Here is a 25707-nt window from a genome sequence, read left to right as displayed (position 1 = left end):
TGTCAGCATAAAACAGACAGGGGGTCATGTAGTACTTATTTATTGTTCAAGTTGTAAAATGCAGACATCCCTGCATATTGGCCGATGAACTGAAGCTCATCTTCAATGCGAAGGAGCTGGTTGTATTTCGCAACGCGGTCCGTTCGTGACGGTGCACCGGTTTTGATCTGACCGGCATTTGTGGCCACTGCAATGTCAGCGATCGTGCTGTCTTCTGTTTCACCGGAACGGTGGGAGATCACATTGGTGTAGCCGGCACGTTTTGCCATTTCAATGGCTTCGAACGTTTCGGACAGGGTACCAATCTGGTTTACTTTGATCAGAATGGAGTTCCCGATGCCTTCTTTAATCCCACGGGACAGCTTGTCTGTGTTGGTAACGAACAGGTCATCACCTACGATTTGAACTTTGTCACCGAGACGCTCAGTCATCAGTTTAAAGCCTTCCCAGTCGTTTTCGTCCAGGCCATCTTCAATGGAGATGATTGGATACTTTTCGCAAAGATCAGCATAAAAGTCGACCATCTCAGCAGAAGTGAGTGTGCGTCCTTCACCTTTCAGGTGGTACTTGCCATCTTCATAAATTTCAGAAGCAGCAGCGTCCATAGCAAGCTGAATCTGCTCGCCAGGCTTGTAGCCTGCTTTTTCAATCGCTTCGATGATTGTAGACAATGCTTCTTCATTGGACTTCAGGTTTGGAGCAAATCCGCCTTCGTCACCTACAGCTGTATTATAGCCTTTTGATGAAAGAACCTTCTTGAGGTTGTGGAAGATTTCAGCACCCATCTGAAGCGCTTCTGTGAATGTTTCAGCACCAACCGGCATCACCATGAATTCCTGGATGTCCACGTTGTTGTCCGCGTGCTCCCCACCGTTTAAGATGTTCATCATCGGTGTTGGCAAGGTCTTCGCGCTGAATCCCCCCAGATACACATACAGCGGTAAACCGAGTGCTTCTGCTGCAGCACGTGCCGTCGCCATGGAAACACCCAGGATCGCGTTGGCACCGAGTTTTGCTTTATTCGGTGTACCATCAAGGTCGATCATTAACTGATCAATACCCAACTGGTCCAATGCATCGAAACCAACGAGTTCAGGTGCGATGACTTCGTTGACGTTCTCAACGGCTTTTGTCACGCCTTTACCCATCCAGGCGTCGCCGCCGTCACGAAGTTCCACCGCTTCGTATTCCCCGGTGGATGCACCACTTGGTACGATCGCACGGCCGAATGCGCCGCTCTCTGTGTGAACTTCTACCTCTACTGTCGGGTTACCACGCGAATCAAGTACTTGACGTGCATAAACATCTGTAATTACTGTCATAATCGAAAACACTCCTTTTAATTTAGGTTCTTTTTACATGTTGTCTTGAATTTCTTTTTTAAAACGAACAGTTTACTTTTTAATTAATGACTTGCCATCCATCGGTGCCGGCTGAGAAACGCCAAGAAGTTCAAGCATCGTTGGTGCAAGATCACCAAGAACACCGTCTTCTCTCAGTTTCACACCATCTTTCGTCAAGATCACCGGTACCGGATTGGTTGTGTGAGCCGTCATCGGTCCACCCAACTCATCAACGAGCATATCCGCATTTCCGTGGTCTGCTGTGATGATGGCTTCGCCGCCTTTTTCATGGATCAGATCCACAATTTTCCCAAGGCACTCATCGACGGTTTCCACCGCTTTGATGGTTGGCTCAAGCATGCCGGAATGACCGACCATGTCCGGGTTGGCGAAATTCAGGATGATCATGTCGTGCTCATCCTTATTGATTTCAGCGAGCAGTGCATCCGTCACTTCGTATGCGCTCATTTCCGGCTGAAGATCATAGGTTGCGACCTTCGGTGAATCGATCAGGACGCGGGTTTCGCCCTCAAATTCCTGTTCCCGGCCACCGCTGAAGAAAAACGTCACGTGCGGATATTTTTCTGTTTCAGCGATGCGCAGCTGCTTCATGCCGGCATCGGCCACCACTTCGCCAAGCACTTTATCGAGACTGGTTGGCGGGTAGGCGATGTGCGTGTTGACTGCGTCACTGTATTTTGTCAGCGATGCAAAGTACAGATCTTTCGGAAAGTTGACTCCGCGGTCAAAACCATCAAACGCCTCTGTCGTAAACACCTGTGCCAATTGAATCGCACGATCAGGGCGGAAATTATAAAAAATCACGGCATCATTATCCCGAAGTGTAGCAACCGGCGTCTTGCCATCTGCCTGCGTCATCACCGTCGGCAAAACGAATTCGTCGTGCACATCCGATGCATAAGACGATTCAAGGGCACTCAGTGCATCACTGAACGTTTCCCCTTCACCATTGACCATGGCGCGGTAACTCTTCTCCACACGCTCCCAGCGCTTGTCACGGTCCATGGCATAGTAACGCCCCTGCAGTGTGGCAATTTCGCCGACACCCAGTTCTTTCATCTTCTCTTCAAGCTGGGCGACGTACGTTTTTCCCGTCGTCGGACCAACGTCACGACCATCGAGAAAGGCATGGACGTAAACTTTCTTCAGGCCTTTTTTCTTGGCCATCTCAAGAAGTGCGAAAAGATGCTTGATGTGACTGTGTACGCCACCGTCAGAGAGCAGTCCGAACAGATGAAGGGCAGAATCTTTATCCTCCACATGCTGGATGGCCTGATTAAAGACGTCATTATCGAAAAACGTACCGTCCTTAATAGCCAGGTTGGCTTTTGTCAGGCTTTGATAGACAACGCGGCCTGCGCCGATATTCATGTGTCCGACTTCGGAGTTCCCCATTTGACCTTCCGGAAGTCCAACCGCAAGCCCGGAAGCTTTTAATGTGGCGTGCGGATACTGGTTCCAGTACCGGTCAAAATTCGGGGTATTCGCTTGAGCAACGGCATTGCCTTCGGTTTCGTCCCGAAGCGCATAGCCGTCCAGAATAATCAGTGCGCGAGGCTGCTTACTCATTGCCAGCCTCCACGAGCTGTAAATAAGATTCTGCTTCCAGGCTTGCTCCGCCAACGAGGGCGCCATCGATATCAGACTGATCAAGAAGTTCTTTAATGTTCGCAGGTTTTACGCTGCCGCCGTACTGGATCCTTACGGCATCCGCTACGTCCTGGCCAAATACATCCGCAAGAACTTGACGGATCACGCCGCACGTTTCGTTCGCATCTGCTGATGACGCTGTTTTTCCTGTTCCGATTGCCCAGATTGGTTCATAGGCAATCACGGTTTCCTTGACCTGGTCATTGGTAAGACCTTTGAGGCCTTCTTTCACCTGAACGGTTACGATATCATTCGTTTTATCTGCTTCACGCTCTTCCAATGTTTCACCAACACAAACGATTGGTGTCATGCGATGGTTGAATGCAGCGTGGGTTTTCTTATTTACGGATTCATCCGTTTCGCCGAAAAGTTCACGGCGTTCAGAGTGGCCGATTACAACGTAGCTTACACCGAGATCGTTCAACGCCATCGGGCTTGTTTCACCGGTGAATGCACCACTGTCTTCGAAATGCATGTTTTGTGCACCGATGAAAACATCGGTTCCCGCTGCTTCTTGCACCAGTGCATCAAGGTAGAGATGAGGCGCGCAGACAACGCTGTCTACTTTAGAAGCAGACGGGACTGCGGTTTTGATCGCCTGAAGAAATTCGACTGCTTCAGACTTTGTTTTATTCATTTTCCAGTTTCCTGCAATGATTGGTTTTCTCATGTGATCCCCTCCTGTTGGGTATAAGTAGTTACCGGTCGTTCAGTGCCAATACGCCAGGCAGGTCTTTTCCTTCGATAAATTCGAGGGAAGCGCCGCCGCCTGTTGAAATGTGACTCATCTTATCCGCGAGTTCGAACTTCTCAACGGCTGCAGCCGAATCGCCGCCGCCAATGACAGAGTAGGCATTCGTTGCTTTCGCAAGTGCTACTGCAACACCTTTTGTTCCTGCAGCGAACTTTTCAAATTCAAATACACCCATCGGCCCGTTCCAGATAACCAGTTTGGAATCTGCAATCACTTTCTCATACTGTTCGAGGGTTTTCGGTCCGATATCTAGTGACATGTGATCGGCAGGAATGCTGTCAATGTCGACAACGGACGCTTCCACATCCGCACCGAATTCTTTCGCGATCACACCGTCTACCGGCATATAGAAATTGACGTTGTTTTTCTCTGCTTTCTCCATAAACTGTCGTGCAAGATCCAATTTGTCTTCTTCGACAAGGGAAGTTCCAATTTCATACCCTTTCGCCTTGATAAACGTGTAAGCAAGTCCGCCACCGATGATCAGATTGTCCACCTTATCCAGGAGGTTATCGATCACACCGATTTTGTCTTTGACCTTCGCACCGCCAATGATGGCTGTGAAAGGACGTTCCGGATTTGCCATTGCTTTGCCGAGTACTTCAAGCTCTTTCTCCATCAGGAGACCCGCTACTGCAGGAATGTGTTTCGCAATGCCTTCTGTGGATGCATGTGCACGGTGTGCTGCACCGAATGCGTCGTTGACATACACATCAGCAAGTGCCGCCATTTTACCGGCAAGTTCAGCATCATTCTTCTCTTCGCCAGCTTCAAAACGGACGTTTTCAAGTAGAACGACGTCGCCTTCTTCAAGACCATTTACTGCTTTTTCAGCGTCAGCTCCGACCACTTCGTCTACTTTGTAAATTTCCTGCTGTAACAGATCCGACAGACGCTTTGCTACAGGATCGAGACGGAGATCATCTACCGCTTCGCCTTTCGGGCGCCCCAGGTGGCTTGCGAGAATGACTTTGGCACCTTTCTCGACCAGGAATTGAATGGTTGGCACTGCTGCACGGATACGGGTGTCATCTGTGACTTCCCCTTCACTCATCGGTACGTTGAAATCTACTCGGCAAAAGACACGTTTTCCTTTTACATCAATGTCGCGAATGGATTGTTTATTCATTAGAACAGTCCTCCTTGGTTTGGATACAATATTCATGTGGTTATCGTGATTTCAGCAACAGAAAAAAGGAGACAGGACACGTGCCCGCCTCCTTTCCTTCTCAGGCTGCTATTCAATTCTTACTTGTTGAGCGGCTTACAGGCCTTGTTTCGCCATGTAAGCAGCCAAGTCTACACAACGTGCAGAGTAGCCTGTTTCATTGTCATACCATGAAATGACCTTAACCATGTTATCTTCCATGACCATTGTGGAAAGTGCATCCACAGTGGAAGAGTAGTTATTGCCATTGTAGTCGCGTGATACGAGTGGCTCTTCACTGTATCCGAGCACGCCTTTCATTTCACCTTCAGAGGCTTCTTTGAATGCTGCATTGACTTCTTCAGCGGTTACGTTCTTATCAAGCTCAGCTACGAGGTCCACCAGGGATACGTTTGGTGTAGGTACACGCATCGCGCCACCGTTCAACTTGCCTTTGAGTTCAGGCAATACGAGTGCAACAGCTTTTGCAGCACCTGTTGTTGTCGGGATGATGGATTCAGCAGCTGCACGTGCACGACGGTAGTCCTTATGAGGAAGATCCAGGATTGCCTGGTCGTTCGTGTAGGAGTGGATCGTCGTCATCATACCGCGCTTCAAGCCGAACTTGTCATGCAGTACTTTTGCAAATGGCGCCAGGCAGTTCGTTGTGCAGGATGCGTTTGATACCACATGGTGGTTTTTCGGATCGTAGTCCGTGTGGTTAACACCCATAACAACGGTCTTGTCTTCGCCATTGGCTGGTGCAGAAATGATAACCTTTTTCGCGCCTGCTTCAAGGTGCTTCGCTGCCGCTTCACGCTTCGTGAAGATCCCAGTGGATTCGATGACGATTTCAACGCCAAATTCGCCCCACTTCAGGTTTGCAGGATCTTTTTCTGCTGTAACGGCAATTTCTTTGCCATCCACAATCAGGTTCTCACCCTTTGCTTCAACTTTTACGTCAAGCTTGCCGTGAACAGAATCATACTGCAAGAGGTGAGCGAGCATATTTGCATCTGTCAAATCATTGACTGCAACAACTTCAACATCCGGGTTAGATAGTGCCTCGCGGAATACTACCCGTCCAATACGTCCAAATCCATTAATACCAATCTTTGTAGCCATAATCAAATTCCTCCTTTAAGATAGTCAAACAAAGTTTATATTCAAAGAGTTTCACAAGCTTTCAGGAAACTCCTGAAATCACATACACTTACTATTATTCTCGTTAGAATAAAATAATAAACTTACAATTTTGTTAACATTTCTTTTGCTGCGCCTTCATCGGTGATCAATACCTGATTCGGGTTTCGCTTCAGATAGGCACGAATGGCATTTGCCTTCGTCCGTCCGCCGGCGACGGAAATCACCGTCGGGATATTCTTCAGATCTTCGAGTTGAAGACCGATCGTCAACACTTTATGGACGATCTCACCATCTGCATTGAAATAATAGCCAAATGCCTCTGCTACTGCCTCAGTTTCTTTCAGCTTCTCAAGCACCTCATCGCTCGAATTCCGCCGCTCAGCCATCGCCATCGCTTCACCGATGCCGTGAACAACCATCGTCGACGAGCGGATCAGTTCCAGAATTTCTTTAATGATCGGATCATAGATCAAGGACTCATAAGCATCTCGTCCAAGCTGATCGGGGACATGCAGTAATCGGTAACGTCCCATGGCTTTACGGGCCATTGTGGCACAAATCGTATTTGCCTGGTTCTCAACCTGCTCACCAAGTCCGCCCCTTGCAGGGACAAACAGCGTTTCCTTCAGGTCGGTATCCGGGATCAGCATATCCGCCACGTTGGCAATGGACCGGCCACCGGTAACGGCGATTGTATTCTTTTCAGGAAGCAAATGCCGCTTGATCACATTCACTGTCGAGCGCCCCATCTCTTTTAATACCCATGGGTAGTCATCGCTGTCACCTGGTACGATATGGACTTCCTTGACCCCGAGCTTTGCAGTCAGTTCCTCTTCCATTGCGCGGACATCAAAAACTTCTTTCATGACAACTTCAAGCTGAGCCAAAACATCCTGTCCATCTTCTGTCAGCGTCATCCCCATTGTCTGAAAGTCGACGAGTCCCTGTTCTTTCAAAAAAGTGACTTCACTTCGCAGCACTCTTTCAGACATCTCAATGTTTGACGCTAAAGAGCGTCTGCCGATGGGTTGCATCAGTCGAATGTAGCGCAGGATCCGATATCGCCTGCCCAGTATGTCAATTAAGTCCGGGAGCAATTTTTTTTGTAAATCCAGGACCATATTCATCGGGCATACTCCTTTGTTAATGAGGCTTCATTGAAAAGGGACGATTGTTGTCCCTTATAGACATTTTACGTCCCACCCGAATAAAAAAGAAGAACGATCATCAATATGTAACTAGTGCAGCAAATGATCTGCACATTCATCATATCAATTACAGCTCTTCAAATCAAGTGCAAATTTGGTCAAGAGAATCGTTTCCGCTTTGATGATGAGGGGATAGACAGCTCTTCACGGTATTTCGCAACGGTTCTGCGGGATACATGAATCTCTTTCAATGCCAATAATTCCGCCAGTTTTTGATCTGACAATGGCTTTTTCTTCTCTTCTTCGTCAATGAGACGCTTCATGTTCACTTTGATCTTATCTGCCGAATCCCCCGTACCGTCTGAACCGGCAATCCCGCTTTTGAAAAAATACTTCAGTTCATACAAACCGCGGGGAGACTGGACATACTTTTTGCTCGTCGCTCTCGAAACCGTTGATTCATGAATATCAAGCTCTTCGGCAATGGTCTTTAAATTCAACGGGTTCAGATACTCTGCACCGTGAAGGAAAAAAGCTTCCTGATGGCGGACGATCGCTTCTGTCACTTTTAAAATCGTCTCCTGGCGCTGCCGGATGCTTTTTTTCAACCATTGGAACTGCTCATGCTTTTGTTTCATATAGTGAGCCACTTCAGATCCGCCATCGCTGAGCAACTGTTCGTACTGCTTGTTCATCGTCAGCTTGGGGAGGTGGTTTTCTGCAAGCTTGACGTGCAACGAGCCGTTCACGTCAATCACATGAACATCCGGCGCGACATACTCGGCCGGTTCAGAATGAAAGCTCGCACCGGGTTTCGGGTTCAGCGTCTTCAGAAAATCGGCTACCGCCTCGACGTCTTCAACACCCACGTCCAGTGCTTTCGCAATTTTTTTGAACTGCCGCTCAGCAAGCTGATCGAGATGATCTGCCACCACCGCTTCTGCAAGCGGATCTTTCGTCGCCAATTGAGTGAGTTGGATCATGAGGCATTCCGTGAGATTTCTTGCAGCAATCCCGGGAGGATCCAGAGTTTGAAGCATCTGCAAAGCGTGCTCTGTCCGTTTTTCCAAAACGTTCAATTCCTGTGCATACACGTCCGTCCCATGTTCGAGGTACCCATTCTCGTTCAGGCTCAGTGCCAAATATGTCATGACTTGCTTCGTTTCGTTTTCAGCGTCCATCATCCGGATCTGATGCAAGAGGTGGTCCTTTAATCCTTCCTCCGGTTCAGTCAGATAATCCAGTGCTGTCACATTGGTTTCCTGGCGTTTCTGACCTGAGTTGCGATCGAGTTGACGAAAGGAGTCGGCTGTTTCTCTCCGGGTGACTTCTTCATACATCACCGGATCGCGGATTTCGATGAGTGGATTCTCGAGCTGCTGTTCGTGCAGATAATCAGTCAGATCCTGCGTGGAGAATTGCAGCATCGTGATCGCCTGCCTGAGTTCAGTTGTCATGACAAGCTTCATGGACTGATGCTGGTGTAATCCGTAGTCCATATTCAACTCTCATCGCCTCCTTCCATGTCATTCAATGAGCTTTGCCTCTTATTATACATGATGGATCAGGATGGTGGGGCTACCCTGAAAGATTTCCGGACGTATTTCAGGTTTAAATCACGCGATTTCAGGTTATGGTTCGTAGTGTATATCTTTTAAGCATTCCTATTTGACCTTCATTGACCTTTAAGTGTAAAATGAACTTGCAGATACAGACATGGTTAAGCCAACTTACTCTGTGATGAAATCGAATCTGAATGAAACAGGTAAATCAAAGGAGGAGTAACATTATGAACTTAGTCCCTACAGTCATTGAACAAACAAACCGCGGCGAGCGTGCGTATGACATTTACTCACGTCTTCTGAAAGACCGTATTATTATGCTTGGTACACCGGTTGACGACAACGTGGCAAATTCCATTGTCGCCCAGCTTCTGTTTTTGGCAGCGGACGACCCGGACAAAGATATTTCACTTTACATTAACAGTCCAGGTGGTTCGATCACTGCCGGCATGGCTATCTACGACACCATGCAGTTTATCAAACCGAAAGTACAAACCATCTGCATCGGTATGGCAGCTTCCATGGGTGCTTTTCTCTTGACCGCCGGCGAGCCGGGTAAACGCTATGCACTGCCCAACAGTGAAGTCATGATTCACCAGCCGCTCGGAGGAACCCAGGGGCAGGCCTCTGATATTGAAATTCACGCAAAACGAATCGTGGAAATGAAAGAAAAATTAAACCGGATTCTTGCAGAGCGCACGGGTCAGGATATCGAGACCGTTCGAAAAGACACGGACCGGGACAATTTCCTGAGTGCGGCTGAAGCAAAAGAGTATGGTCTGATCGATGAAGTCATGGACAAGACACCGGATTCAAAATAAGCAATAGAATAACAAAGATCCGAGCCCGCTGTGTTGGGTTCGGATCTTTTTTCATACGGAACAGGAATGTTGAAGTTCGCTACAGGGTTGGAGTCTATGGCAACGAAGGCTTTCGCCAGTAAAGCTTGGCGAAAAACAGGGTTTCTTTATCGCTGTTCAAAATCACTCATTCTTCTTTCTCCACAAAAGCCACCAGTGCATTGATTGCATCTTCCTCATCCGGCCCGTCCACTTTCAAGGTCACGTCCTTATTGGCTCCTACAGCCAGGCTCATGATCCCCATAATGCTCTTTGCATTGACGTTTTTACCATCCTTTTCGATAAAAATCTCTGAGGCAAACCGGTTTGCCTCCTGTACAAAAAGTGCTGCAGGCCTCGCCTGCAAACCTGCTTTCCGATTCACGGTAACTGTTCTCTCGATCATATTCGTCATCCTCTCTGGTTTATTGTCATCTACTCTGCCTGGTCGTTTAAACGCTTTCAGTTCTGACGGACAGGAAATAACGTATCAGCTTGTACGCTTTCCTGCCCGGATTTCGTTTGCAAATTCCTCAATTTTCCTCATTCTGTGATTGACGCCGGATTTACTGACGTTCCCCTTGAGCATTTCACCTAGTTCTTTGAGTGATATATCCTGATGGTCCAAACGTTTTTCAGCAATTTCCTGCAGACGTTCAGGTAATGCATCTATGCCCACCGTGTTGCGGATCAGTTTAATATTTTCCACCTGACGCATGGCGGCGCCCACGGTTTTATTCAAGTTTGCTGTTTCACAATTTACAAGCCGGTTAACCGAATTCCGCATATCCTTCATAATCCGGACATCTTCAAATTTCAGCAGTGCCTGATGCGCACCGACAACATTCAAGAATTCACTAATCCGTTCGCCTTCTTTCAAATAGAGCACGAATCCTTTTTTCCGTTCGATCAATTTGCCTTTAATCCCAAAATAATCAAGCAGCTGCAAAAGCGATTCATTATGTTCTTCATAAAAGGAGAAGATTTCAAGGTGATACGAGGACGTATCCGGGTGATTGACCGACCCGCCCGCAAGAAAAGCCCCGCGGATATAGGCCCGTTTGCAACAGTCTTTTCTTACCAATTCCCTATCAATATCCCTTGTAAACGAAAAAGATTCATCAACAATTTTCATATTTTCCAGGAGGTTTCTCGCCTCACGACCAATACGCACAACGTACACATTATTTTTCTTCAGCCTCATCTTTTTCCGGACGAGAAGTTCGACGTGTACCTGATAAATTTTCTTTAACAACGTATAGATTCTTCTGGCAATCGCGGCATTCTCAGTCTGCACATCCAGAGATATCTGCATATTCCGGATATGAACCGATCCATTCATCCGGATGATTGCCGCAAGTTCCGCTTTTGCACAGCAATCATCAGAATCCAATTGCGTTAATTCTTTTTTTGTTACTGAAGCAAATGACATCGTTCTCTTTCACCCCCACCTGCTGCTGCGTTCACAATGCCTACATCAAAGACAATAGCCGTTGGGACAATTTGATGGCATTATGCCGGAGCAGCTCGTTCTCAAAGGATAATAATTCATCATCGATTGTTCTAATCTTCCACTCATCAAGTCTCGCCTGATCAATCGCAACTGGTTCGGCGCCTTCCCCCATATACCGTTCACGGTAAGAGAATGGAATGGTCTGTGTGTTCATAATCACCGAGTCGATGACTTTTGCCTGAAGATGATCATCAATCGCCTGAATATGATCTCCGACGGTATACCCATCCGTTTCTCCTGGTTGGGTCATGACATTACAGATATAGACTTTTGGTGCTTTGGATTCCATCAGCCCTTCACGAATCCCCGGAACCATCAAATTTGGAATAATACTGGTATAAAGACTGCCAGGGCCCAAAATGATCAGGTTTGCTTCTTCAAGTGCCTGAATGGCTTCCGAGCTTGGTATCGGGTTAGCGGGTTCAAGATAAACCCGCTCAATGGGTTTTCCGATCAAAGGAATCTTTGATTCACCCGCACATGTGCTCCCGTCCCGAAACCTGGCATGGAGTGTCAAATGCTGGTTTGACACAGGAATCACCGTGCCCTTGACATTCAACACCCGGCTGATCTCCTGTACCCCTCTTGAAAAATCGCCCATCACTGAGCTCATCCCAGCGATGAGAAGGTTCCCAAGCGAATGACCGCTCAGCCCTGCGCCTTGATCAAAGCGGTGCTGAAACAAGTCTTCAAATAACGGTTCCACTTCAGACAAAGCCACCAGGACATTGCGGATATCTCCTGGTGGGGGGATATTCAATTCTTCCCGGAGCCTTCCCGAACTGCCACCATCATCAGCAACCGTGACGATGGCCGAAATATCTACAGGAAATGTTTTCAGTCCTCTGAGCAATACGGATAAGCCGGTGCCTCCCCCGATGACAACGACTTTCGCTTTATTCAGACTCATCCTTCTTTTCGCCCTTTTTCAATATCACGATGAGTGACAAAGGTTTGATAGTCCATCTTCGAGAATACTTTATCGAAATACTCAGCCAGGGTCACTGAACGATGCTTCCCTCCGGTACAGCCGATCGCGATCACCAGTTGCTGCTTCCCTTCCCGCTGGTACTGCGGGACCATATACTGCAGCAAATCATCCAATTTGTCGATAAACATTCTGGTTTCATTCCATTTCAACACATAATTGTACACTTCATCATCGAGTCCTGTTAAGGAGCGCATATGATCGATGTAGTGCGGATTCGGTAAGAACCGGACATCAAAAACCAGGTCCGCATCAATCGGAATACCGTGCTTAAAGCCGAATGACAGCAGATGAATCGAAAACGTATCGGTTTCTCCACTGGAAAACTGTTCAATGATCCGCTCACGCAACTGGAGCGGCTTCATATCGGTTGTATCAATGATCGTCTGAGCCTGTCCCTTCATTTCATCGAGCATGTCTCTCTCCGCCTGGATGCCTTCCAAAGGTCCGCCACCGTCAGCAAGCGGATGATTTCGTCTTGTTTCCTTGTATCTTGAAACCAGTTTCCCGTCCTCGGCATCGAGAAACAGAATCCGCGGAGATACGTGGGATTCCAAGGACATGGCGTCGATGGCCTGGAATAAATGGTCAAAAAATTCACGTGCCCGCAGGTCGATGACCAATGCCACTTTATTCATTTTTCCACCGGATCCTTCCACAAGGTCGATGAATTTCGGCATCAGCGCGGGTGGCAGGTTGTCTACACAGAAGTAACCCATATCTTCAAAGCTCTGCACGGCAACGGTTTTCCCCGCTCCGGACATCCCGGTGATGATCACTAAATCAATGGTTGAATGACCCGTTGTTTTCTCGTTCATGCGGCAACGCTCCTAACCGTCAGGGTACTAGAACACATGTAACAGTTCTTTTGCTAAGTATACTACATCTTTTGTTTCATAACCAATCCTGCACAAAAAAAAGAGCACGGACATCGTTCGTCCGTGCAGAAAATATAAATAAAAAGGGGGTCAATTACTATTTCTATCATAACGCGTTTCTATTTCACCTGTGTTACAGATGAATTAAGAGGACGTTACGATTTATATTCCTTGAATCAAAACGCATTTTCAATTTATATAACAGACGATTTAAAAGTGTAATACAGTTTATGAAAGCGGTTATTTTCCGCAGGTGACACAGCGGCTGATCATGGAAGCTTTGATGAAAAACCGGGTTGCACTGATACTTCAATCCTTTGGCAAACTTAAACATTCTGATGAACAAAAAAAGAAGGGGGTTCCCCTTCTTTTTCGGTCACACCTTTTCTGCCGATTTCAGTTCTTCCATCAGAGTTTCCACATAGTGCTGGGAATTCTGACCGGCAATGCTGCCATCTCCTGTTGCTGTGACAATCTGTCTGAGGTGCTTGTCACGAATATCACCCGCAGCGTAGATGCCAGGAATCTTCGTTTCCATATCGCCATTTGTCTCGATATAGCCTTCTTCGTTCGTAATCCCGAGATTCAGGAATGGCTCATTGATCGGTAACATGCCGATATAGATGAAGACCCCATCGGTTTTGAATTCTTTTGTGGAACCGTCTTTCGTATTTTCAAGAGTGACGCTTCCGACTTTTCCATTCTCTTCGTTAATTTCTTTCACAACGTGGTTCCATTCAAATTCGATCTTGTCATTGTCGAATGCACGATCCTGCAGAATTTTTTGTGCACGCAGTGCATCTCTTCGGTGAACAATCGTCACTTTTGAAGCAAATCGTGTCAGATAGACGGCCTCCTCAACTGCTGAGTCGCCACCACCAACAACGACGATTTCCTTCTCTTTAAAGAATGCACCATCGCAGACCGCACAGTATGAAACACCTTTCCCGCTCAGTTCCTGTTCACCCGGAACATTCAGGTGCTTGTATTTCGCACCGGTTGTGATGATAATCGCACGGGTTTTTATTTCACCGCTGCCTGTTACGATCGTTTTGTATTCTTTTCCATCAATCACTTCTTTGACATCACCATACTGGTATTCGGCACCAAACTTACGCGAATGCTCGAACATCTTTTGGGAAAGATCCGGTCCGAGAATGCTGTCATAACCAGGATAGTTCTCGACATCTTCCGTATTCGCCATCTGTCCACCCGGCATGCCCCGTTCAATCATCACAGTATCCAGATTGGCCCGTGACGTGTATACTGCGGCTGTCATACCTGCAGGTCCGGCGCCGATAATCACTACGTCATAAATTTTGTCTTCGCTCATTGGGATTCACGCTCCTTGGAATCTTTAAAAATTACAATCAATCTTCAATTCATCATATAGATAACGGCCAACTTCGTCCACTTTCCTGCTCAGAAAAGCCGCCGCCCGTATACCCTACTAGGTATATTAACGCACTGAGAGCACTTTGTCAACGTCAATGCCTTCCCCCTTATTTTAACACACTTTGTCGAGCCTTCAGGTTAAGAACTTGTAAATTCGGGTAAAGTTCAATGTTCATTTCCAAATTTTACTGAGGGGGCCATTTATGAACTGGGCTGACTGGATGATCATTCTTTTTACAGCAGTATGGATCGGTGAATTTTTGTTCTTCAAAAGCCGCTCAAAAGCTGAGGGCGACGAAAAGCGTTCCTTTCCGCTGATCCTGACATCGGTTTTGCTCGTCATTTTCACGGCTGCAGTGACCAGGGAATTTGCCTTCTGGACATATGAAGCAGCCGTTATTCAAGGCGCGGGTGTGTTTTGCTACGGTAGCGGAATTATGCTTCGGTACTGGGGCATTCTCCACCTCGGCAGACAATTCACCCGAGACGTTCAGGTGCGCGACGGGGATACCCTGGTCGGTACAGGACCCTACCGGATCCTGAGTCACCCCCTTTATTCCGGGCTGCTTTTTACGGTCATGGGCTTCACTCTTTACACAGGAAGCATCCTTGCGAGCATCCTGGTTCTCTTCACGGCTCTGCCGGCGCTGATCCGCCGGATTAAAGGAGAAGAAACCCTTTTGATTCAGGCATTTGGCATCCGGTATCAAGAATGGATGAAAAGCCGCTACCGGCTGATCCCGTTTATCTATTAGTTTCCTTTCATACAGTGTGTTACTGAAGATCGTTGCAATGAGCCGATCCGCGGGCGACTCCTGTGGCAGGCGTCCGCCGTGAGCGTAAGAAATGAACAATGAACGATAACAGTCCCATAAAGAAAAACGATACGTGAAAGCAGCTGTTTTAATAATTCTGGAGGTGTAAAGACATGGAAAGAAAGAAAACGAAAGCGATTGTCATTGGTGGAGGACTCGGCGGCTTATCGGCAGCCATTTCCTTGAAAGGGAAAGGGTATGACGTTGAGCTGTTCGAAAAAAATGAGAATCTGGGTGGTAAATTGAACCGCCGTTCCGGAAAGGGGTTTACGTTTGATACGGGTCCGTCGATTTTGACGATGCCGTGGGTACTTGATCAGTTATTTGAGCGGGTGCATCGCCGCGTAGAAGATTATATGACGATTGAACGCATCGAGCCGCAGTGGCGGACGTTCTTCGAAGACGGCACCAGCCTCGATGTTACCGGCGATTTACCGGATATGATCCAGGAGATGGGCAAAGTTGCCCCGGATGCCGGCGCATCATTTTCTCAGTTTTTATCCTACTCCGAGTCGATGTATCAGCTGTGTATGAAAAGTTTCTATAAGACCAGCATCTCCGGGTTGAATGAATTCCGGAAACTCCATCAGTTCAAAGAATTGATGGCGATGGACCCCTTTCACACCGTGGCAGATCATACGAAAAAATATTTTGACAACCCCCACCTTGAACAGTTGTTCAATTTTTTCGTCATGTACGTCGGTTCCAATCCTTATCAGTCTCCGGCTATTTTGAACCAGCTCATTTACGTGCAGCTCGGTCTGGGCATTCATTACGTCAAAGGCGGCATGTATGGGATCGCAGAAGGCATGGAAAAACTTCTTGCTGAGCTGCGTGTGCCCGTGACAACAAACATGCCAATCGCTCATATTCATGTGGACAATGGCGAGGCAAAAGGGGTAGTGACTGCAGATGGTTCCTTCCATCAGGCGGACCTCGTCGTCTCGAACCTGGAAGCCATTCCGGCTTACCAGACCCTCCTGCCGCAAAAGGGCCCTGCGAAAAAAGAGGCAAAGAAGCTGTCGAAAACCTATGAACCAACGGTATCCGGACTCGTTTTACTGCTCGGTACAGACCGGACATTCGATATGACGACACACCATAACTTCTTCTTTTCTGAAGACCAGGAGAAAGAGTTCAGACAGATTTACGATGAAGGTATTCCGGCTGAGGATCCGACCGTATACATCGGCATCTCAAGTAAATCAGATCCAGGGCAGGCACCGGAGGGCAAAGAAAATCTGTTTGTCCTCACCCACGTTCCGCCGAAGACGCTCCAGAAAGTCGAAACGGACTGGGACGAGTACCGGGAAGTGGTGCTTGATAAACTTGAACGGATGGGAATGACCGGCCTTCGCGACAGCATCGAGTTCGAATACCGGTTCACGCCGGATGACCTCGAAGAACTCTACGGCGCAAACGGCGGTTCCATCTACGGCATTGCCTCCAACAAAGCGACCAACGGCGGATTTAAGATCCCCGCCAAGAGCAAGATTTATGACAGGCTGTATTTCACCGGGGGCAGCACACACCCCGGCGGCGGTGTACCGATGGTCACGTTGAGCGGTCAGCTGACGGCGGATCTGATCAGTGAACAGCTGACTGATACCGTCAAGAAATAGAGGACAGCGGCGGCGATACCGGCTCTGACAACCAATCTGTTTGATCGCAAAAATCCCGTATGGCGTTCGCCATACGGGATTTCTCTGTGCGTTGATCCTACTCTTTTTTCCCGGCATGGCGGTCTTGCAACCGCTGTAAAACGGCGTCCAGCGGCAGCTTTTGCTCCCGGAGAAGAACGAGAAGATGAAAGAGAAAATCCGCCGTTTCCCACGTCAGCTCCTCCTTGTCGCGGTTCTTCGCAGCGATGATGATCTCGCCTGCTTCTTCACCGATCTTCTTGAGAATTTTATCCACGCCTTCGTCAAACAAATACGTGGTGTACGACCCTTCCGGACGCTCCGCTTCCCGTTTTGCCAGAAGTGCCTCCAGCTCTTCAATAATCGCATACCGGTTTTGTTCAGGCGTACCCGTAGACTCCTGTTTCCAGAGGACATCACTGAAGCAGCTGACATCTCCCTTATGACACGCTGGTCCCGCCGGCTCCACCAGAATGACCAGTGCATCCTGATCGCAGTCGTAGCGGATTTCCGTCACGCGCTGCGTGTTCCCGGAAGTCCCACCTTTATGCCACAGTTCCTGCCTGGAACGGCTGTAGAACCAGGTTTCTCCGGTTTCCTTTGTTTTCGTTAAGGATTCTTCGTTCATATAGGCCAGGGTCAGCACCTGTTTGGACTGGGCGTCCTGCACGATCGCCGGTACCAGACCTTTGTCGTCAAATTGTATCGTGGTCATCGTATCGCCAGTCCCTTCGTCTTCAGATAATCTTTCACAGCCGCGACGGACGTCTCTTTGTAATGGAAAATCGACGCCGCGAGCGCCGCATCCGCTTTGCCTTCAGTGAACGTATCGTAAAAGTCTTCCTGCCCTCCGGCTCCGCCGCTTGCGATCACCGGGACCGGCACCGCTTCACTGACGGCTCTGGTCAGGGCATTATCGAATCCGGTCTTCTCCCCGTCCTGATCCATACTGGTAAGAAGAATTTCGCCGGCTCCACGCTTTACCGCTTCCTTGACCCAGTCGATCACGTCCCACTCGGTTTCTCTTCGACCGCCGTGCGTATAAACAGTCCAGGAACCCCGTTTCGGATCACGCTTCGCATCCACTGCGACCACGATGCACTGGGCACCGAAAAAGTCAGAGCCTTCCGTAATCAGCTCCGGGCGGTTGACTGCGGCGGTGTTGAGGGATACTTTGTCCGCGCCGGCCCTCAGGATCCGTTTCATGTCTTCCAACGCGTTGATTCCGCCACCGACAGTGAACGGGATCGCCAGTTTTCCGGCCACTTGTTCCACGACGTCGACCATCGTCTCGCGTCCTTCATGAGACGCAGAGATATCGAGGAAAACCAGTTCATCTGCACCTTGCTGATCGTAAAAAGCAGCCAGCTCCACCGGGTCTCCGGCGTCCTGCAGGTTCACAAATTGAACCCCTTTGACCACGCGGCCTTCCGTTACATCCAGACATGGGATAATCCGTTTCGTCAGCATGGGCCTTGCACCTCCTGTAAAGCAGTAGTGACATCGATCCGTCCGGTGTAAATCGCCTTACCGACAATGGCGCCGGACACGCCGTCCCGACATTTTTCCTTCAGTTCTGTCAGATCCGAAAGTTCACTGACCCCCCCTGAAGCAATCACGTTTTTGCCGGTCACTTTCGCCAATGCGGCAATGGCCTCCACATTCGGACCCGTCAGCATGCCGTCCCTTGAAATGTCCGTCATAATAAATGTTTCTGCACCGTGGGCGGCCAGTGTCCGGCCGAGCTCTTCCGCTTTTACGGTGGATGTCTCGAGCCAGCCGTGGGTCGCCACGTAGCCGTCCCGGGCATCGATCCCGATGGCAATCCGTTCCCCGCCGAATTCCTGTAACATCGCCTGAACAAATGCAGGGTCGGAGATCGCAGCACTGCCTAAAATCACCCGGTCCACGCCTGCGTCGAGATACTGAATGATATCCTCCCGCGTGCGGATGCCTCCGCCAACCTGAATGGCTGCATCCAGATCACGTGCCGCTTTCATGACAGCCTCGTGGTTCACAGGCTGTCCTGCTTTGGCGCCGTCCAGGTCCACCATATGTACCCAGGTTGCCCCTTTTTCCACAAAGGATTTCGCCATATCAAACGGCGAATCCCCGTATACGGTTTCCTGATCGTAGTCCCCTTGCAGAAGGCGGACGCATTTGCCACCGCGTATATCGATGGCCGGATAAACATGGAACTGGGGCATCAGCTTTCACCTCCCTGATGATCAATGAAATTCTTCAGCATCGTCATGCCGACGGTACTGCTTTTTTCCGGGTGAAACTGGGTGCCCCAGACATTTTTACGCCCGGCAACCGCCGTCACCAGTTCCCCGCCATATTCCGTCGACGCGATCAGAATCTCTGCCCGGTCCGGCTTCACAAAGTAGGAGTGGACAAAATACACATGCCCGCCATCGAGACCGTTCAAAATCGGATGCCCCGATTGTTTGAACCGGAGGTCATTCCAGCCCATGTGCGGTACCTTGTAGTCACCGCCGGGGAATTTCTTCACTTTACCGGGAAGGATACCCAGCCCCTGAGTCGATCCGTTCTCTTCACTCTCATCAAAGAGGAGCTGCATGCCGAGGCAAATACCAAGAAGGGGCTTCCCGTCCTGAATCCACTGCTGGATAAATGCCACCAGCTTCCGGCTGTTCAACTCTTCCATGCCATCGCGGAACGCACCGACCCCCGGCAAGATCAGCTTATCCGCTTTTGCCAGTTCCTCAGGGGATTCGGACAGAAAACAGTCCCGCCCGAGCCGTTCCACGGCCTTTGTGACACTGTGCAGGTTTCCCATACCGTAATCGATGATACCAATCATGACAAACTTCCTTTCGTTGACGGGACGCCTTTGACTCTTGGGTCGAGCTGTGTGGCATCATCCAGGGCCCGGCCGAGCGCTTTGAAAATCGCTTCGATAATGTGATGCACGTTCGAGCCGTAATGCACGATGACGTGCAGATTGATGCGGGCTTCGAGTGCCAGTTTCCAAAGAAATTCTTCAATCAGTTCCGTATCGAACGTGCCGACCTTCGTCGCCGGGATCGCTCCTTGCAAAACGAAGTGAGGGCGGTTACTGAGGTCAATTACAACTTGCGCCAGCGCATCGTCCATTGGCACAAAGGCATTCCCGTAACGCTTGATGCCTTTTTTGTCGCCGACGGCCTCCCTGATCGCCTCGCCAAGAACGATTCCGATATCTTCGGTCGTGTGGTGATCGTCAATCTCTGTGTCTCCCTTGCCCTCGAGGGTCAGGTCAAAGAGCCCATGACGGGTAAAGAGATCCAGCATATGCGTCATAAACGGGACGTCGGTTGCGAGATGACTCTCCCCGGAACCGTCAATTGAAAAGGTCAGTTCAATCTGCGTTTCGTTGGTGATGCGTTTTTTCGTTGCCTGTCGATTCGTCATCAGTCTTCCTCCAATCGTTTTTCCACAGCCCTCGCGTGGGCTTCGAGTTCTTCCATGCGGGCAAAGGAGGCGATTTTATCCCCGTGGGCTTTCACGGCTTCTTTGCTGTACGAGATAATGCTCGATTTCTTCGTAAAGTCCTCCACAGTCAGCGGGCTTGAAAACCGCGCCGTACCGTTTGTCGGCAGGATGTGATTCGGTCCCGCAAAATAATCCCCTACAGGCTCCGAACTCTGACTGCCGAGGAAAATCGCACCGGCATGACGGATGTTCGGCAAGACGGCCCATGGGTCTTCCACCTGGACTTCAAGATGTTCTGCCGCCAGGTCATTGATCGCCTGTAAGGCATCATCCATCGTTTCTGCCAGATAAATCGCGCCGTAATCCCGGATCGACGCCCCGGCAATCTCACGCTTTGGCAGAGTCTTCAACTGCGCTTCCACTTCGACAGATACCGCTTCTGCCAGGGTCCGGTCAGTGGTCACCAGCACGGCAGACGCCATCTTGTCATGTTCGGCCTGACTCAGCATGTCTGCGGCTACATAGGACGCCTTCGCCGTATGATCGGCGAGGACGGCAATTTCACTGGGGCCGGCAATCATGTCAATATCCACCGTGCCGAAGACGATCTGCTTGGCCAGCGCCACAAAAATGTTGCCAGGGCCGGTGATTTTATCCACCGGTTCGAGTCCTTCAAAACCGTAAGTCAACGCGCCAATGGCCTGCGCTCCACCGATTTTCCAGATCTCTTCCACGCCCAGTTCCTTCGCTGTGACGAGGACGATATCCGTCAGGTTCCCGTCTTTTTGGGGCGGGGACACCATCACAATCCGTTCGACACCAGCCACCTGTGCCGGGACGACATTCATGATGATCGACGACGGATAAGCGGCAAGACCACCCGGGACATAGACACCTGCGGCATCGAGAGGGGTAACCTTCTGACCGAGAATCGTACCGTCAGGCTTCGTCGTGAACCAGGACTGCTGTACCTGGCGTTCATGAAACGCACGGATATTCTGGATCGCTTCTTGAATAATCGCGATCGTTCGATTGTCTGCCTTCCTGTACGCCGCATCGAGCTCTTCCTGCGTCACCTTGAAGGCATCAGGAGAGACGCCATCAAACTGCAACGTGTAGCGCTTCACGGCTGAAAATCCGTCTTGTTTGACGTCTTCTAAAATGTTCAGTACGGCTTTTCTTTGCTCTTCTGTTCCCTGGTCGATCGTTCGTTTAATGGAGAGATCTGCAGTAACCGGTGTAATTTTCATTCCGCTTCACGTCCTTTTCCATTGATGACCTCATCGAGCCGGTCCACCATCGTATCAATCATAGCCGCTTTCGTGCGATAGCTGACGGGGTTGACGATGAAACGCGATGTAATTTGAATCATTTCTTCAATCTCAACCAGCCCGTTTTCCTTTAACGTCTGGCCAGTGGAGACGATATCCACGATGCGGTCTGCGAGGCCCACGATCGGAGCCAGCTCAATTGAACCGTTTAATTTAATGATTTCCACCTGCTCACCCTTCTGCCGGAAATACTCACTGGTCAGATTCGGGTATTTGGAAGCGATTTTCGGTGCCACTTCATGGCTTTTATTGTACCCTTTCCTCGCTGCGACGGCCATGTAACAGGCACTGATTTTCAGATCAAGCACTTCATAGATGTCACGCTTTTCCTCGATCATCACATCTTTGCCTGCAACGCCCACATCGGCCACCCCATGCTCGACATAGGTCGGAACGTCCATCGGTTTGGCGAGGATAAAGCGCAAATTTGCTTCAGGGACATCGATGATCAGCTTTCTCGAATCTTCAAATTCAGGGGGGATCGGATAATCGGCTTTTCGAAGCAAGTCCACCGCTTCGTCAAAAATGCGCCCTTTCGGCATCGCCACTGTCAATAGATCTTCCTGCATCATCTCGCACCTCCGTTCCCATTGCTGCCAATGAAATAAACCACTTCTTGAAATTCACCGGTGAAGCGATCCACGTCACGGACACCGGATACATCCTGCATCACAACGTTACGCCCTTCGTTCCGGGCTTTTTCCGCTGCACCGAGCGCTTCTTTGCGGCGATTGGCGCTGTATACGAGGCATAAATCTTTCGTTCCGGCTGTCGTGCTTTTACCGAGCGCTTCCGTAAGTTTATCGAGTCTGAGACCAAATCCTGTTGCCGGTTCGGCGTGGTCGAATTGTCCAAGCAGCTGATCATAGCGTCCGCCGCTCCCGACAGGTGACCCAAGACCCCGGCTGTAGGCTTCAAACACGACTCCGGTGTAATAGCTCATATGCATAACAAGGTTCAAATCGAGAATGGTCTGATCCATGAGTTCGTATTGTTCAAGGATAGCGACGAGTTCCTCGAGCTGCTTTAACGCAGCGATGCCTTCTTTTGAAGCAACCAGCTTTTTCGCTTCCTGAATGACCGAAGCGTCGCCTTTCAGCCGCAGAAGTGCGGTCAGCCGCTTTTTGTCAATGGAGCTGAGAGACAACTCCTCCACGGCTTTCCGGAAACCGACGTAGTTCTTCTCATATAAGTAGCGTCTGAATACCGCCGTTCGTTCCGGGTGACCCAGCACTTCTTCAAGAAGGGCATTCACAAAACCGATATGCCCTACGGCAACCTGGTACGCCTCAAGTCCGGCTTCTTTCATCGAAGACGTCATCAAGGCAATGATTTCCGCATCGCCGCTTGATGTGGCGTCCCCGATCAGCTCGCTTCCGATCTGTTCAAATTCCGCCGGTCTCCCCCCTTCGCGCTGCTGGGCGCGGAAAACCGGTGCGTCGTACGTCAACCGCAGCGGCCGCTGGCTTTCTTTCAGGGTCGACGCTGCAATCCGTGCAATCGGTGCTGTCATATCCGGTCTCAGTACAAGGGTATTCCCTTCCTGATCCAGCAGTTTAAACAGCTGCTGATCGAGGATCGCTGAGGATTGTCCCACCGTTTCGTAAAATTCCAGCGTTGGAGTGGCGATCCGCTCGTAGCCCCATTTCGTCACTTCCTCTGCAATCGCGCCTCTTACCCTCGCTTTCATGTCGTGCAACTCCGGGAGCGTATCGCGCATCCCGAGAGGTTTCTCAAACATAAACAGCTTTGACATCTATAACCCGCCTCTCAATCGTAATCGATGATTATTGACGCTTTACCCTGCTAACGTGATAGAGCAATAAAGAATATAATCTGTAGTTTACAGGTTCCATCCACAGCCGTCAAGACAGAAAAGACCACCGGAGAACCGCTGGTCACATCGTATCCTATGTTGTTTCAGGCTCCCGGATCATACGCATCGGGTTCCCGCCGACAAATGCCCCTGCCGGCACGTCCTGATGAACGAGTGTCGCAGCCGAAACCACGGCACCGTCACCGATCGACACCCCGGGCAGGATCGTTGTGTTTGCACCGATCATCACTTCATTGCCAATGTGCACCTCGCCGATCCGGTATTCATCAATCAGGTATTCGTGGGCGAGAAGCGTCGTATTGTACCCGATAACCGAATTCGTTCCGACTGAGATTTTCTCCGGAAACATAATATCCGGCATCACCATCAGGGCAAATGCCGTCTTATCTCCTACCTTCATACCGAGGAATGTCCTGTAAAGCCAGTTTTTCATCGGCAAAAACGGGGTGTATCTCGCAAGCTGAATAACGATGAAATTCCGCATCACTTTCCAAAAAGGAACAGTCTGATAGATTTGCCAAAGGGAGTTGGCTTCTGTGACGGGATAGCGTTCTGTCCGGCGACCCATTGACTTCACCTCGCTTTTGGTTTACTTGAAGGCTTTCAGATACTCGGGGAGATCTCTCATTGAAGTAAGCATCACATCCGGTTCAAAGGATGCCAGGTGATCGGCTCCTTGTACTGTCCAGTCAACGCCTGCGGTCAATGTACCGGCATTCTTACCTGAAAGAATATCGTGCTGGCTGTCACCAACCATAATGGCATGCTCTGCAGTGGCGCCGAGACCTTCGAGTGCCAAGTCGACCGGCTGCGGATCAGGCTTGTAGCGGGTCACTTCATCGAGACTGATGACAACGGGAAAATATGCGTTCAGCTTCATCAGTTCAATGCCCTGAAACGCTGTATCCCTTCGCTTTGAAGTGACAATCGCCATCTGATAACCGGCGTCCTTTAACGTGTCCAGGGTTTCCTGTACCCCTTCATATTCTGTAACCAGTCTATCGTGATTCGCATGGTTAAACGAACGGTATTCGTGAATCATTTCTTCCTCATGGCCCGGATTCAGCCGCCCGAATGTTTCAGATAGTGGCGGACCAATGAACGAAACCACCTCTTCTCTTGGATAAGTCCGTTCCGGAAAATAAACCTTCAACGTGTGCTGGAAAGAAGCGATAATCAAGTCGATCGTATTAATCAGCGTTCCGTCCAGGTCAAACAGGATGGTATCGATTTTACGTGTCATGTATCTGACATTCCTTTCTCTCTAAAAGAATTATTTCATAACCGAGCGGGACGCTTCCCATCCCGTTTCTTCCTCTTCGTATGGTTGTTTGTGTCCTTTATGTGTGCCATCGATCCGGTTCCAGATGACTGCAACGGCAATCGTCAGAAGGACGGCCGTGACCAGTCTGACCAGAAGCAGCGGCCAAAGGGGAATCCCGAGTGGTGCGAAGATCAGCGTATCCTCAATCACCGCGTGACAGGCCACGAGGAAGATAAACACCAGATACAGATCCTTCTTCTTCACCTGATCGTCCTTCACCGCCTGGATCATGACCCCGGCACCATACGCGAGTCCGAATACCGTTCCTGCAGCAAGCGTCGTGGAGGTATTCTTATCCACACCCAACAGCCGTGTGAACGGCCCCATCAGATTGGCGAAGTGCCTCAGCCAGTTCAAATCTTTCATGATCTGAATGAACAGCATAATCGGGATGACAATCACAGCAAGCTGTAAAATCCCGATGATCGCGCTCTCCATCCCGTGAAGGGCAATCGGCCACCAGCCATCGATGGTCTCCCCCGCAGAAGACGGCACAAACCCGTACGACGCCTGTTCCCCGCCACCTTGCCAGATCAAATGAATCAGCCAGGCGGAGACAAGTGCCAGACCAATACGGACGACCAGAACGACCGTGACACTGAGGCCGATCTGCCGGACCACGGCGGATTCGACGAACAGATTGTGGGAAAAAGAGAGCATGACTGCGAGAATAAACACCTCTTTGACCGACAAATCCATGGTCAGCATGGCACCGATGCCCGCATAGAGATTTAACAGATTCCCGAGAACCAGTACGATGGCCGATTCTCCCGGAAGGCCGATCCAGCTCATCATCGGGGAGAGCATCCGGGTCAGCCAGTCCATCAGAACGGTTTGACTAAGCATCGTAATGATCAACGTGATGGGAAAAATGATCTTACCCAGTTTCCAGGTTGTCAATAAGCCGACAAGTAAGCCGTTTTTGATCGTTTGCACCC

26 protein-coding genes are annotated in these 25707 nt (G+C 49.6%); 3 read left to right on the top strand and 23 right to left on the bottom strand.

The genetic code is table 11. The features are described from left to right. Window positions 1–35: 35 nt before the first annotated feature. From eno to rpoN, 7 genes are all read right to left on the bottom strand, one after another. Window positions 36–1322 carry a phosphopyruvate hydratase gene (eno, locus tag BBEV_RS02930; protein ID WP_069364111.1) on the bottom strand — a complete coding sequence of 429 codons (1287 nt, stop codon included), beginning with the start codon at window positions 1320–1322 and terminating at the stop codon, window positions 36–38. 72 nt (window positions 1323–1394) lie between these two features. Then, window positions 1395–2933 (bottom strand): 2,3-bisphosphoglycerate-independent phosphoglycerate mutase, encoded by a 1539-nt coding sequence (gene gpmI / locus BBEV_RS02925; RefSeq protein WP_069364110.1) that lies wholly within the window; start codon window positions 2931–2933, stop codon window positions 1395–1397. After that, window positions 2926–3684: a triose-phosphate isomerase gene (gene tpiA / locus BBEV_RS02920; RefSeq protein ID WP_069364109.1), complete on the bottom strand. Its 759-nt coding sequence runs from the start codon at window positions 3682–3684 to the stop codon at window positions 2926–2928. The genes gpmI and tpiA overlap by 8 nt, the downstream gene beginning before the upstream one ends. A gap of 28 nt (window positions 3685–3712) precedes the next feature. Continuing rightward, the gene (locus BBEV_RS02915; RefSeq protein ID WP_069364108.1) at window positions 3713–4897 is read right to left on the bottom strand and encodes a phosphoglycerate kinase; all 1185 of its coding nucleotides are present in this window, start codon (window positions 4895–4897) and stop codon (window positions 3713–3715) included. A 135-nt stretch (window positions 4898–5032) separates the two neighbouring features. Next, the gene (gene gap, locus BBEV_RS02910) at window positions 5033–6040 is read right to left on the bottom strand and encodes a type I glyceraldehyde-3-phosphate dehydrogenase (protein WP_069364107.1); all 1008 of its coding nucleotides are present in this window, start codon (window positions 6038–6040) and stop codon (window positions 5033–5035) included. A gap of 122 nt (window positions 6041–6162) precedes the next feature. Continuing rightward, entirely contained in the window at window positions 6163–7188 is a 1026-nt protein-coding gene (locus tag BBEV_RS02905; protein WP_069364106.1) for a sugar-binding transcriptional regulator, read from the bottom strand. 179 nt (window positions 7189–7367) lie between these two features. Next, window positions 7368–8708 carry an RNA polymerase factor sigma-54 gene (gene rpoN, locus BBEV_RS02900; protein ID WP_232318349.1) on the bottom strand — a complete coding sequence of 447 codons (1341 nt, stop codon included), beginning with the start codon at window positions 8706–8708 and terminating at the stop codon, window positions 7368–7370. 290 nt (window positions 8709–8998) lie between these two features. Between rpoN and clpP the strand changes: the two genes are divergently transcribed. Then, on the top strand, window positions 8999–9592 hold the full coding sequence (clpP, locus tag BBEV_RS02895; protein ID WP_069364104.1) for an ATP-dependent Clp endopeptidase proteolytic subunit ClpP: 594 nt from the start codon (window positions 8999–9001) through the stop codon (window positions 9590–9592). 166 nt (window positions 9593–9758) lie between these two features. Here the strand turns inward: clpP and BBEV_RS02890 are convergent, their stop codons facing one another. The 5 genes from BBEV_RS02890 to trxB all read right to left on the bottom strand — a co-directional run bounded on the left by BBEV_RS02890 (window position 9759) and on the right by trxB (window position 14322). Next, window positions 9759–10016: an HPr family phosphocarrier protein gene (locus BBEV_RS02890; RefSeq protein WP_069364103.1), complete on the bottom strand. Its 258-nt coding sequence runs from the start codon at window positions 10014–10016 to the stop codon at window positions 9759–9761. 84 nt (window positions 10017–10100) lie between these two features. Beyond that, window positions 10101–11042 carry a DNA-binding protein WhiA gene (whiA, locus tag BBEV_RS02885; RefSeq protein WP_069364102.1) on the bottom strand — a complete coding sequence of 314 codons (942 nt, stop codon included), beginning with the start codon at window positions 11040–11042 and terminating at the stop codon, window positions 10101–10103. A gap of 40 nt (window positions 11043–11082) precedes the next feature. After that, complete coding sequence (locus BBEV_RS02880; protein ID WP_069364101.1) at window positions 11083–12033, bottom strand: gluconeogenesis factor YvcK family protein; 951 nt, start codon at window positions 12031–12033, stop codon at window positions 11083–11085. Beyond that, on the bottom strand, window positions 12030–12929 hold the full coding sequence (gene rapZ / locus BBEV_RS02875; RefSeq protein WP_069364100.1) for an RNase adapter RapZ: 900 nt from the start codon (window positions 12927–12929) through the stop codon (window positions 12030–12032). Before rapZ ends, BBEV_RS02880 begins: the two co-directional genes overlap by 4 nt. 436 nt (window positions 12930–13365) lie before the next feature. Next, window positions 13366–14322: a thioredoxin-disulfide reductase gene (trxB, locus tag BBEV_RS02870; RefSeq protein WP_069364099.1), complete on the bottom strand. Its 957-nt coding sequence runs from the start codon at window positions 14320–14322 to the stop codon at window positions 13366–13368. Between the two features lie 265 nt (window positions 14323–14587). Between trxB and BBEV_RS02865 the strand changes: the two genes are divergently transcribed. Beyond that, the gene (locus BBEV_RS02865) at window positions 14588–15139 is read left to right on the top strand and encodes a methyltransferase family protein (protein ID WP_069364098.1); all 552 of its coding nucleotides are present in this window, start codon (window positions 14588–14590) and stop codon (window positions 15137–15139) included. Between the two features lie 173 nt (window positions 15140–15312). Further along, entirely contained in the window at window positions 15313–16821 is a 1509-nt protein-coding gene (locus tag BBEV_RS02860) for a phytoene desaturase family protein (protein WP_069364097.1), read from the top strand. 97 nt (window positions 16822–16918) lie between these two features. On the opposite strand, the gene hisIE is transcribed toward BBEV_RS02860, so the two are convergent. The 11 genes from hisIE to BBEV_RS02805 all read right to left on the bottom strand — a co-directional run bounded on the left by hisIE (window position 16919) and on the right by BBEV_RS02805 (window position 25705). Next, window positions 16919–17554, bottom strand: a complete 636-nt coding sequence (hisIE, locus tag BBEV_RS02855) for a bifunctional phosphoribosyl-AMP cyclohydrolase/phosphoribosyl-ATP diphosphatase HisIE (RefSeq protein ID WP_069364096.1) — start codon at window positions 17552–17554, stop codon at window positions 16919–16921. Further along, complete coding sequence (gene hisF, locus BBEV_RS02850; protein ID WP_069364095.1) at window positions 17551–18309, bottom strand: imidazole glycerol phosphate synthase subunit HisF; 759 nt, start codon at window positions 18307–18309, stop codon at window positions 17551–17553. Before hisF ends, hisIE begins: the two co-directional genes overlap by 4 nt. After that, window positions 18303–19046 carry a 1-(5-phosphoribosyl)-5-[(5-phosphoribosylamino)methylideneamino]imidazole-4-carboxamide isomerase gene (gene hisA / locus BBEV_RS02845; protein WP_069364094.1) on the bottom strand — a complete coding sequence of 248 codons (744 nt, stop codon included), beginning with the start codon at window positions 19044–19046 and terminating at the stop codon, window positions 18303–18305. The genes hisF and hisA overlap by 7 nt, the downstream gene beginning before the upstream one ends. Then, a complete protein-coding gene (hisH, locus tag BBEV_RS02840) occupies window positions 19046–19666 on the bottom strand; it encodes an imidazole glycerol phosphate synthase subunit HisH (protein ID WP_069364093.1) in 621 nt (206 codons plus the stop codon). Before hisH ends, hisA begins: the two co-directional genes overlap by 1 nt. Next, the gene (gene hisB / locus BBEV_RS02835; RefSeq protein WP_069364092.1) at window positions 19663–20256 is read right to left on the bottom strand and encodes an imidazoleglycerol-phosphate dehydratase HisB; all 594 of its coding nucleotides are present in this window, start codon (window positions 20254–20256) and stop codon (window positions 19663–19665) included. The genes hisH and hisB overlap by 4 nt, the downstream gene beginning before the upstream one ends. Continuing rightward, window positions 20256–21527, bottom strand: coding sequence for a histidinol dehydrogenase (hisD, locus tag BBEV_RS02830; RefSeq protein ID WP_069364091.1), 1272 nt, complete (start codon window positions 21525–21527; stop codon window positions 20256–20258). The genes hisB and hisD overlap by 1 nt, the downstream gene beginning before the upstream one ends. Next, window positions 21524–22177: an ATP phosphoribosyltransferase gene (gene hisG / locus BBEV_RS02825; RefSeq protein ID WP_069366572.1), complete on the bottom strand. Its 654-nt coding sequence runs from the start codon at window positions 22175–22177 to the stop codon at window positions 21524–21526. Before hisG ends, hisD begins: the two co-directional genes overlap by 4 nt. Then, window positions 22177–23364, bottom strand: coding sequence for an ATP phosphoribosyltransferase regulatory subunit (locus BBEV_RS02820; protein ID WP_069364090.1), 1188 nt, complete (start codon window positions 23362–23364; stop codon window positions 22177–22179). Before BBEV_RS02820 ends, hisG begins: the two co-directional genes overlap by 1 nt. Before the next feature lie 154 nt (window positions 23365–23518). Beyond that, window positions 23519–24013, bottom strand: a complete 495-nt coding sequence (locus tag BBEV_RS02815; RefSeq protein WP_069364089.1) for an acyltransferase — start codon at window positions 24011–24013, stop codon at window positions 23519–23521. 21 nt (window positions 24014–24034) lie between these two features. Next, window positions 24035–24688: a pyrophosphatase PpaX gene (gene ppaX, locus BBEV_RS02810; protein WP_069364088.1), complete on the bottom strand. Its 654-nt coding sequence runs from the start codon at window positions 24686–24688 to the stop codon at window positions 24035–24037. Window positions 24689–24718: 30 nt separating this feature from the next. Further along, on the bottom strand, window positions 24719–25705 hold the full coding sequence (locus tag BBEV_RS02805) for a nucleoside recognition domain-containing protein (RefSeq protein ID WP_069364087.1): 987 nt from the start codon (window positions 25703–25705) through the stop codon (window positions 24719–24721). Window positions 25706–25707 lie beyond the last annotated feature (2 nt).

This window comes from Salisediminibacterium beveridgei (assembly GCF_001721685.1).
GTDB classification, from domain to species: domain Bacteria; phylum Bacillota; class Bacilli; order Bacillales; family Salisediminibacteriaceae; genus Salisediminibacterium; species Salisediminibacterium beveridgei.
The sequence above is the reverse complement of the archived record's forward strand: the minus strand, read 5'-3'. Positions and strand labels throughout refer to the sequence as shown.